This window comes from Kitasatospora sp. NPDC001539, assembly GCF_040298565.1.
Taxonomy (GTDB): domain Bacteria; phylum Actinomycetota; class Actinomycetes; order Streptomycetales; family Streptomycetaceae; genus Kitasatospora.
Genome location: NZ_JBEPAK010000290.1, coordinates 1 through 8,087 on the forward strand (window position 1 = coordinate 1; position 8,087 = coordinate 8,087).

The following is an 8,087-nucleotide window of genomic DNA, read 5'->3' on the forward strand; positions in this document are numbered from 1 at the left end:
GGCCGCTCGGGGTTCGGTCTGCTGGTATCGCCTGCTGCTTGCACAGGGCTAACGGTATCGGGCCGGGGCGGCCGGGGTTGATCTCCCCGGGGTGCCTGCGGCGTCCTCGGGGTCAGGCCCCGTCGGTCAGCTCACGCGCGCGCTTGACGTCGTCGGCCATCCGGTCCAGCAGCGCCTCGACGGAGTCGAACTTCTCCATGCCGCGCAGGTAGGCGAGGAAGTCCACCGCCACGTGCAGCCCGTACAGGTCCAGGCCGACCCGGTCGATGGCGTACGCCTCGACGGTGCGGGCGGTGCCGTCGAAGGTGGGGTTGGTGCCGACCGAGATCGCCGCCGGCATCCTCTCGCCCTCGGCCGTCAGCCAGCCCGCGTACACCCCGTCGGCCGGGATCGCGCTGTGCGGGACGGTCTCCACGTTGGCGGTCGGGTAGCCCAGTTCGCGGCCGCGCTGGGCGCCGCGCACCACCACGCCCTCGACCCGGTGCGGGCGGCCCAGCACCTCGTTCGCCCCGGCCATGTCCCCGGTCTCGACCAGGCGGCGGGTGAGGCTGGAGGAGAACGGCTCGCCGTCCCCGGCGGTGCCGCACACCTGGAGGTCGACCACCTCGACCTCGAAGTCGTCCGCCCGGCCCAGCTCGGTGAGCAGCGCGACGTCGCCGGCGGCCCGGTGGCCGAACCGGAAGTTGGGGCCCTCGATGACGAGCCTGGCGTGCAGCGCCTCCACCAGGACCTGCCGGACGAAGGTCTCGGGGGACTCCTGGGAGAAGGCGGTGGTGAACGGCAGGACCAGGACGGCGTCCACGCCGAGTTCCGCGATCAGCTCCGCCCGGCGCGGGTGCGGCGCCAGCAGGGGCGGGTGGCTGCCCGGGCGGATCACCTCGCGCGGGTGCGGGTCGAAGGTCACCACGACGGCGGGGACGCCGAGTTCGCGGGCCCGCTCGACGGCCCGTCCGATGATCAGCTGATGTCCACGGTGCACCCCGTCGAACGAGCCGATGGTGACGACGCTGCGTCCCCAGTCACCGGGGATCTCCTCCAGGCCACGCCAGCGCTGCACCCGACCGCTCCTTGTTCCGTACGGTGCGTACCCTCGGTACGCTCAAACGCTCAATACCCGAACCCCTATAGCGTGCCATGCGCCTGCCCCGGCTCAGGCACCGGAATGGGGGTTGACGGCGCCGGGGGCCGCGGCGCCCGCACGGGCACCGTCCGCTCGGCCTCGGCGGCGGCGTACTGCGGATCGCGCCCGGCCGCCACGAGGGCCCGCATCCGGGCCAGTCGGGGGCCGTCCGGGGCGGTCGGCGCGGCGTCCCGCGGCCACTGGGCGATCAGCTGGGCGAAGGCCGCCGAACGCCCGGCGCAGCGCACCAGCAGTTCGTCCGCGTCCGCCAGGCCCGGGGTCGCCCGGGCGAGCACGGCGCGGGCCCGGGCCGGGTTCTCGGCCGCGCAGTGCTCGGCGAGGCCCGCCACCGCCGCGGTGAGCACCTCCGGGTCGGTCTCGGCGGCGAGCAGGGCGTCCAGCAGTTCGCAGCGCAGCGCGTCCGCCGCCGGATCGGCCACCGGGACGGACAGCACCTCGGCGAACGGCCGGCGGGCCGAGGCCGTACGGGCGGCCAGCGCGGCGCCGAGCAGCACCCGCAGCTCCAGCCGGACCGCCGGGCCGTCGACGGCGGCCCGCGCCAGCTTCCGGCCGACGTAGTCGACGGCGACCGGCCCGGCGAGTTCCGGCTGCCGGCGCAGCAGCCGGGCGGCCAGTTCGGCGCCGTGCCGGGCGGCCGCCGCGCCCCGGGCGTCGGCGAGCACCCGCAGGGTCTCGGCGGGGGCCGCACCGGGGGCCGCCAGCCGGTCGGCGAACGCCGCCAGCACGGGCTCCGGGTCGCTCTCCAGGGCCGGGGCGAGCGCCCACGGGGTGAGGAAGGCGTCGTCGCCGGCCCGGTAGCAGGCCAGCGCGGCGTCCAGGTGCTCGGCCCTGGACGCGCCGTCCCCGACCAGCAGGGCCAGCGCGGCGCCGTGCAGGCCCGGCTCGTCCTCGCGGGCGAGCAGGGTCAGCGCGGCGAACCGCAGCAGCTCGGCCCCGGCGCCCGCCGCGTACGGCGCCGTCCGCAGCGCGTGCACGGCGGCCGCGACGTGCCGTTCGGGCCGCCGGTCGTGGCTCCAGCGGTCCACCGCACGGCACAGCGCGGACGGCTCCTCGGCGGCGAGCACGGTCAGCAGGGCGTCCGCCCTCGGGTGCGCGGCGTCGGCCAGCGCGTCGGCCAACTCGTCCAGGGCGAGCCACCGGTGGACGTACAGCAGGTCGTGGGCGAGGTCGGCGACGCTCCCGCCGGAGCGGCCCGGCAGGGGGCGCGGGTCGTCGAACCAGGCGCAGAGCAGCGGGAAGACCGCCACCGGGTCGGCACGCAGCCGTTCGGCCACCGCGCCGAGGAAGGGCCGCTCCGGGCCGTCGGCGACCACCAACCGGCGCAGCAGGGCGAGTTCGGTTTCGACGGGCAGGCCGAGGCCGGTCCAGAACGCCGGACCGAAGCGGGCCGTCGTGTCCAGCGCCTCCCCGCCCCCCGCCGCGGCCCGCTCCGCAATCCGGCCGGCCAACTGCTCCAGCAGCGCCCGGTGTTCGGCCGGGTCGGGGCTGGCGGCCAGCCCGGCGACGAGCAACCGGGCCGCCCACCAGGCCGGTTCGCTGCCCGGCGGGCGCAGGTCCAGGGCGCGCCAGATCCGGTGCAGCCACGGGTCGAGAGCGGGGGCGCCCCAGGTCTCGGCCACCCGCCGCAGCGCGGCGGCGACCGGACCGATCCGGTGCCGGGGCACGGAGTTCGTCCCGGCGCCGGGCGGGGCCGGGGTGTCCTCGGCCTCGCCGAGCAGCAGCCGCAGGGCCGCGTCCAGGTCCAGGTGCTGGCCCTGCAGCCAGTCGGCGAACTCGCCGTGGGCGAAGCGGTAGCCGGGCCCGGCGGGGACGAACAGGCCCTCGGCGAGCACCGCCGTGGCCCACCCGCCCTCGGCCGGGAACAGCTCCTCGAAGGTCTTCCGGCGCAGGCCGCCCGGCTCCCCGCCGAGCATCCGCCGGGCCGCCTCGTGCACCCGCCCGGCCACCGCCGCGGCGAGGCGCCGCACCCGTCCGTGATCCGGCCCGGCGGGCCGGGCGGCGCCCCTGCGGTGGGCGCCCGGGCGGCGCGGGCGGCCGTCCCCGGCGAGCCGCTGGGCCACCCGCAGGCAGCGCAGGTCCAGGTGGGCGCCGAACAGCTCGCTGCGGCGCACCGGTTGGTCGTGCACGCCCTGGGCCCACAGCTCCCCGGCCAGCCGGACGGCCAGCGGGTGCCGGGCGTCCTCGGCGGCGGGCGGGCGGCCCGGCGGCAGCCCGTAGCGGCGGCGCACCCGCTCGGCCGCCTCGGCGGGCAACGGGCCCAGCCGGTGCCCGGCCAGGCTCGGCGCGCCGGGGCCGGCGCCGTCCAACCGGACGGTGGGGGCGCTGGCCAGGTCCCCGGCCGGGCCGGGCTCCGCCAGGTACCGCAGGCCGTCCGCGCCGCTGCCCCAGGGCTCGGCCGCGAGCCGCTCCCAGACCTCCTCGCCACAGGCGGTCAGCAGCCGCGCGCCGCAGCCGGTGAGCCACTGCCCGGCGCCGCGCAGCCAGCGCGGCCCCAGGTCGGCCGGGGCCTCCTCGGGACCGTCCAGCACCACCAGCAGCGGCCGTCCGGCGGCCGCGCAGAGCGCCGCCACCGGCTCGGGCGCGGGCGCCGGGATCCCGAGTTCGGCCGCCGCGGCGGCCAGGGCCCGTTCCACCGGCTCGGCCAGCGAGCGGTCGTCGGCGCGCAGGTCGGCGCCGCGCAGCCAGAGGGTGGGCAGCGGCCGGGCGCCGCCGGAGCGGCGGACGGCCAGTGCGGCGAGTTCGGTGGAGCGCCCGCTGCCGGGGGCGCCGACCAGCGCGGTGACGGTCGCCGTCAGCTCCTCGCCGCTCAGGCCGTCCGGGCGGTCCACCCGGTCGGCGGCGAGTCCGGCCACCCGGTCCGGACCGGCCCCGGCGGCGGCCAGTTGCGCGGCGGTCAGCCGCAGCACCCCGGCCAGGTTGAGCGCCCGACCGTACGCGGGCACGGCCGCCGCGTTGCGCGCCAGCACCTCCGCCAGCGCCTCGGCGACCACCCTGCCGCCGCCGGCCGGAACGGCCGGCAGCGCCCCGCCGTACTGCGGGCCGCGCAGGCAGGGCGCGGTCACCGCGACCACGGCGCCGCTGCGGGCGTCCAGCACCGGCGAGCCGGGCGGCACCGCGGCCCCGCCGACCACCGGCACGTCCAGCAGCAGCACCCCGGCCAGGGGGTGCCCGCCGTACACCGCGCCGGTGACTCCCAGCAGCCCGCAGCGCAGCACGGCGATCCGTTCGTCCTGCCCGGTGAGCGCGGGCAGCAGCAGCTCGTGCCCGGCCCCCACGGCCGCGACCGGCAGCGGCGGCACCGGGAGGCCGCCGACGCCGTCGGTCCGCAGCAGGGCGAGCCCGTGCTCGGGGAGCAGCACCACGGAGTCCGGGCCGAGCACCCGGGTCTGTCCGCCCGGGGTGTGCAGCACCACCCGGCCCAGGCCCGCCACGCTCTCGTGCGCGGTCAGCACGCCGCCGTGCGGGTCGGCGACGAACCCTAAGCCGTGCAGCCGTCCGTTGAGGTCCCGGATCCGCAGCAGGTGCCGCCCCGGATCGCCCTCCAGAAACCCCGGCATGTGTGCCCCTTCGACCGTCGCTCGCCCGCCGCCGGGAGCCTGCCCGCCGGGGCGGCGGCCCGACCGCTCACGCGCCGCTCACCACGGTCGTTCACCTCTCGCGCTCCCCCGCGCGAGTGAGCCGCCTCTTCGAGTGATTGACCCGCAACGGTGAAACCCCCCGCCAGGAGCCTCCGCACTCCTGACAGGGGGTTTCACCGGTCGTGACGCCGATTGCGGCGGCGGCTCAGCCGACGAACACCGCGACGGGCTTCGCCTGCCCGCCCGTCTCCTCGACCAGGGCCAGGAAGCGCCCGTCCGGCCCGAACACCGCGATCGGCCCGTCCACGCCCAGCCCCGGCGCCTTCAGCCGCGCGCCGTGCGAGAGCTTCTGCGCCGACGCCTCGTCCAGGTCCCAGCGCGGGAAGGCGGCCGCCGCGGCCTGCGCGATCGGCAGCACCTCCAGGCCCGTGGCGGACTCGCCGGTGACGGCGGCCTCCAACTGCTCGAGGGTGCGCGCCGACTCGACGCCGTACGGCCCGACCTTGGTGCGCCGCAGCGCGGTCAGGTGCCCGCCGACGCCCAGCCCGGCACCGAGGTCACGGGCCAGGGCCCGGATGTAGGTGCCGGAGGAGCACTCCACGGTCACGTCCAGGTCGACCACCGGCGTGCCGTCCTCGGCGACCGCGGCGCGCTGCCCGTGCACGGTGAAGGAGTGGATCGTGGTCGGCCGGGCCGCCAGTTCGAAGTCCTCGCCCTCGCGCACCCGGGCGTACGACCGCTTGCCGTCGATCTTGATCGCGCTGACCTTCGACGGCACCTGCATGATCTCGCCGGTCAGCGCCGCGATCCCGGCGTCGATCGCCTCGCGGGTGACGCCGTCGGCCGGGGTCGAGGAGGTGACCTCGCCCTCCCGGTCGTCGGTGACGGTGGTCTGGCCGAGCCGGATGGTCGCCTCGTAGGTCTTGGCGGTCAGCATCAGGTGGCCGAGCAGCCGGGTGGCCCGCTCGACGCCGATCACCAGGACGCCGGTGGCCATCGGGTCGAGCGTGCCGGCGTGCCCGACCTTCCGCGTCCCCGCCAGCCACCGCATCTTGGCGACCACGCCGTGCGAAGTGATGCCCTCGGGCTTGTCGACGATCACCAGGCCGTCCGGGCCGGTGCCTTTGCGCTTCATCGAGCTCTTTCTCTGAAAACTTCGGAAAACCCCAGCAGGGGGTCAACGTACCGGTCGCAGCGCGGCCCGGAACCGCTCGACCACCGCGGCCACGTCCTCCCGGGCGCTGAACCCGGCCGCGAAGACGTGCCCCCCGCCGCCCAGCTCGGCACAGGCGGCGGCGACGTCGACCGCCCCCTTGGAGCGCGAGGAGCCGCGCAGCGTGCCGTCCGGGTCCTGCTTGAGGACCAGCGCCACCTCGGCCTCGGCCGGCCGGCGCAGGATGTCGATCAGCCCCTCGATCTCCTCCACCGTGACGCTGAACAGCGCCAGGTCCTGGTACGGCACCCAGGTCCACACCAGGCCCAGCCCCTGGGCCGCGTCCGGCTCGTAGACGGCCCGGTCGAGCGCGGCCGCGAGCACCTTGAGGTAGCCGAAGGAGGAGGTGTCCCACAGCTGCCGGGAGATCAGGTCGTGCCGGATGCCGGTGGCGAGCAGCCGGGCGGCGAGCTCGTGGGTCGCGGGCGTGGTGGCCCGGTACTTGAACGAGCCGGTGTCGGTGGCGACCCCGGTGTACAGGCAGGTGGCCAGGTCCTGGTCGAGCTCGACGCCCAGCCGCCGCAGCAGCTCGTCGACCAGCACGGCGGTGGCCGGCGCGGTCGGGTCGATCAGCTGGTGGGTGCCGAAGCCCGGGTTGGAGGCGTGGTGGTCGAACACCACCAGGACGGGCGCGGCGAAGGCCTTGTCGTGCAGCAGGCCCAGCCGGCTCTGCGCGGCCACGTCGAAGCAGAGCACCAGCTCGGGCTCGTCCGGCACCTCGGCGGCCGGCACGATCAGCTCCTGGCCGGGCAGGAAGGCCAGCGATTCGGGGACGATCTGCGGGTCGTCGCCGAAGGAGACCCGCACCTGCTTGCCAAGCCCGCGCAGCGCCAGCGCCGCCGCCAGCGAGGAGCCCAGCGCGTCGCCGTCCGGGCAGATGTGGCAGATCAGGTCGATCGAGCGGGCCCGCCCGATCTCCGCCACCACCTGCTGCCAGAGCAGCTCGAAACCGCTCTCCTCGGCGCGCGGCCCCGGGAGCGCCGCGAGGGCACCCTCCACCGTGCTGGTGGAGGACGCCCCCGTGGTCGATCCGGCTCGCGAGGCGGCCTGAGCCGGCTCACCCGCCATGACTACTCGTCCTCGTCGTCACGCTCGGACGCCGGCACCCGGTACGGGTCCGCCTCTCCGGCGTAGGTCGCCCCCGCGGCCTGGGTGCGCACCGCGGCGTCGGAGGTGCGGGCCCGGTCGAGCAGGTCGTCGATGTTCCGGGCGTTCTCCGGCAGCGCGTCCGCGACGAAGGTCAGCGACGGCGTGAAGCGCACCCCGGTCTGCTTGCCGACCTCGGACCGGAGCACGCCCTTGGCGCTCTCCAGCGCGGCCGCGGTGGCCTGGCGCTCGGTCTCGTCACCGAAGACGGTGTAGAAGACGGTGGCCTCGCGCAGGTCGCCCGTCACCCGGGTGTCGGTGATGGTCACGAACCCCAGCCGCGGGTCCTTGATCCGCCGTTCCAGGGTCTGGGCGACGACCACCTGGATGCGGTCGGCGAGCTTGCGCGCCCTTGCGGTGTCGGTCACGTTGCCTCCTCGTGCAGTGGGCCCGGTACCCGGGCGAGCTGCCACCCGTCGGGGCCCACGCCCCAAAGTACCGGCCCGCGCCCGGCCTTGCGGGCGCTCTGGCTCCTGATCTGTGTGAGAACGGCGACTTCCGTCGGCGCCCTCCACAGCGGTCATTCGTCGTCGTCGTTGTGGTACCTCCTCCTCGCGGAGAGGAGCTGCACCTCGGGGCGGCCGGCGACCAGCCGCTCACAGCTGTCCAGGATCTCGGTGACGTAGCCGGCGTCGCCGGACACCACCGCGAGGCCGATCTCGGCCCGGCGGTGCAGATCCTGGTTCCCGGTCTCGGCAGCGCACACGCTGTACTTGCGCTGCAGTTCGGCCACGATGGGCCGCACGATCGAACGCTTCTCCTTGAGCGAGTGGACGTCGCCCAGCAGCAGGTCGAAGGTGAGTGTTCCCACGAACATGTGTGACAGGTCTCGCCGACCTGGAAGGCCTCGGGGAGGACGGCCCGGAACCGGGCCGGTCTACCAGGACCCTACACAGCGAGACCGGGGCCGGGGGGCGGGAAAAAAACCCGCCACCCGCCCCCCGGGCCCCCCGCGACCCGCCCGGCGGGTCGCGCCACACGTGTGTATCACTTACGTCGTAGACCCTTA

6 protein-coding genes are annotated in these 8,087 nt (G+C 76.3%); all 6 read right to left on the reverse strand.

Going from position 1 to position 8,087, the window contains the following annotated elements:
* Positions 1 to 112: 112 nt before the first annotated feature.
* Positions 113 to 1,057: a bifunctional riboflavin kinase/FAD synthetase gene (locus tag ABT247_RS29445; protein WP_350748427.1), complete on the reverse strand. Its 945-nt coding sequence runs from the start codon at positions 1,055 to 1,057 to the stop codon at positions 113 to 115.
* Positions 1,058 to 1,122: 65 nt separating this feature from the next.
* Positions 1,123 to 4,698, reverse strand: coding sequence for a serine protease (locus tag ABT247_RS29450; RefSeq protein WP_350748430.1), 3,576 nt, complete (start codon positions 4,696 to 4,698; stop codon positions 1,123 to 1,125).
* 226 nt (positions 4,699 to 4,924) lie between these two features.
* On the reverse strand, positions 4,925 to 5,854 hold the full coding sequence (gene truB, locus ABT247_RS29455; RefSeq protein ID WP_350748433.1) for a tRNA pseudouridine(55) synthase TruB: 930 nt from the start codon (positions 5,852 to 5,854) through the stop codon (positions 4,925 to 4,927).
* Between the two features lie 42 nt (positions 5,855 to 5,896).
* Positions 5,897 to 7,000, reverse strand: a complete 1,104-nt coding sequence (locus ABT247_RS29460; protein WP_350748435.1) for a DHH family phosphoesterase — start codon at positions 6,998 to 7,000, stop codon at positions 5,897 to 5,899.
* Positions 7,001 to 7,002: 2 nt separating this feature from the next.
* Complete coding sequence (gene rbfA, locus ABT247_RS29465) at positions 7,003 to 7,446, reverse strand: 30S ribosome-binding factor RbfA (RefSeq protein WP_350748438.1); 444 nt, start codon at positions 7,444 to 7,446, stop codon at positions 7,003 to 7,005.
* A gap of 152 nt (positions 7,447 to 7,598) precedes the next feature.
* A complete protein-coding gene (locus tag ABT247_RS29470; protein WP_196949803.1) occupies positions 7,599 to 7,895 on the reverse strand; it encodes a DUF503 domain-containing protein in 297 nt (98 codons plus the stop codon).
* Positions 7,896 to 8,087 lie beyond the last annotated feature (192 nt).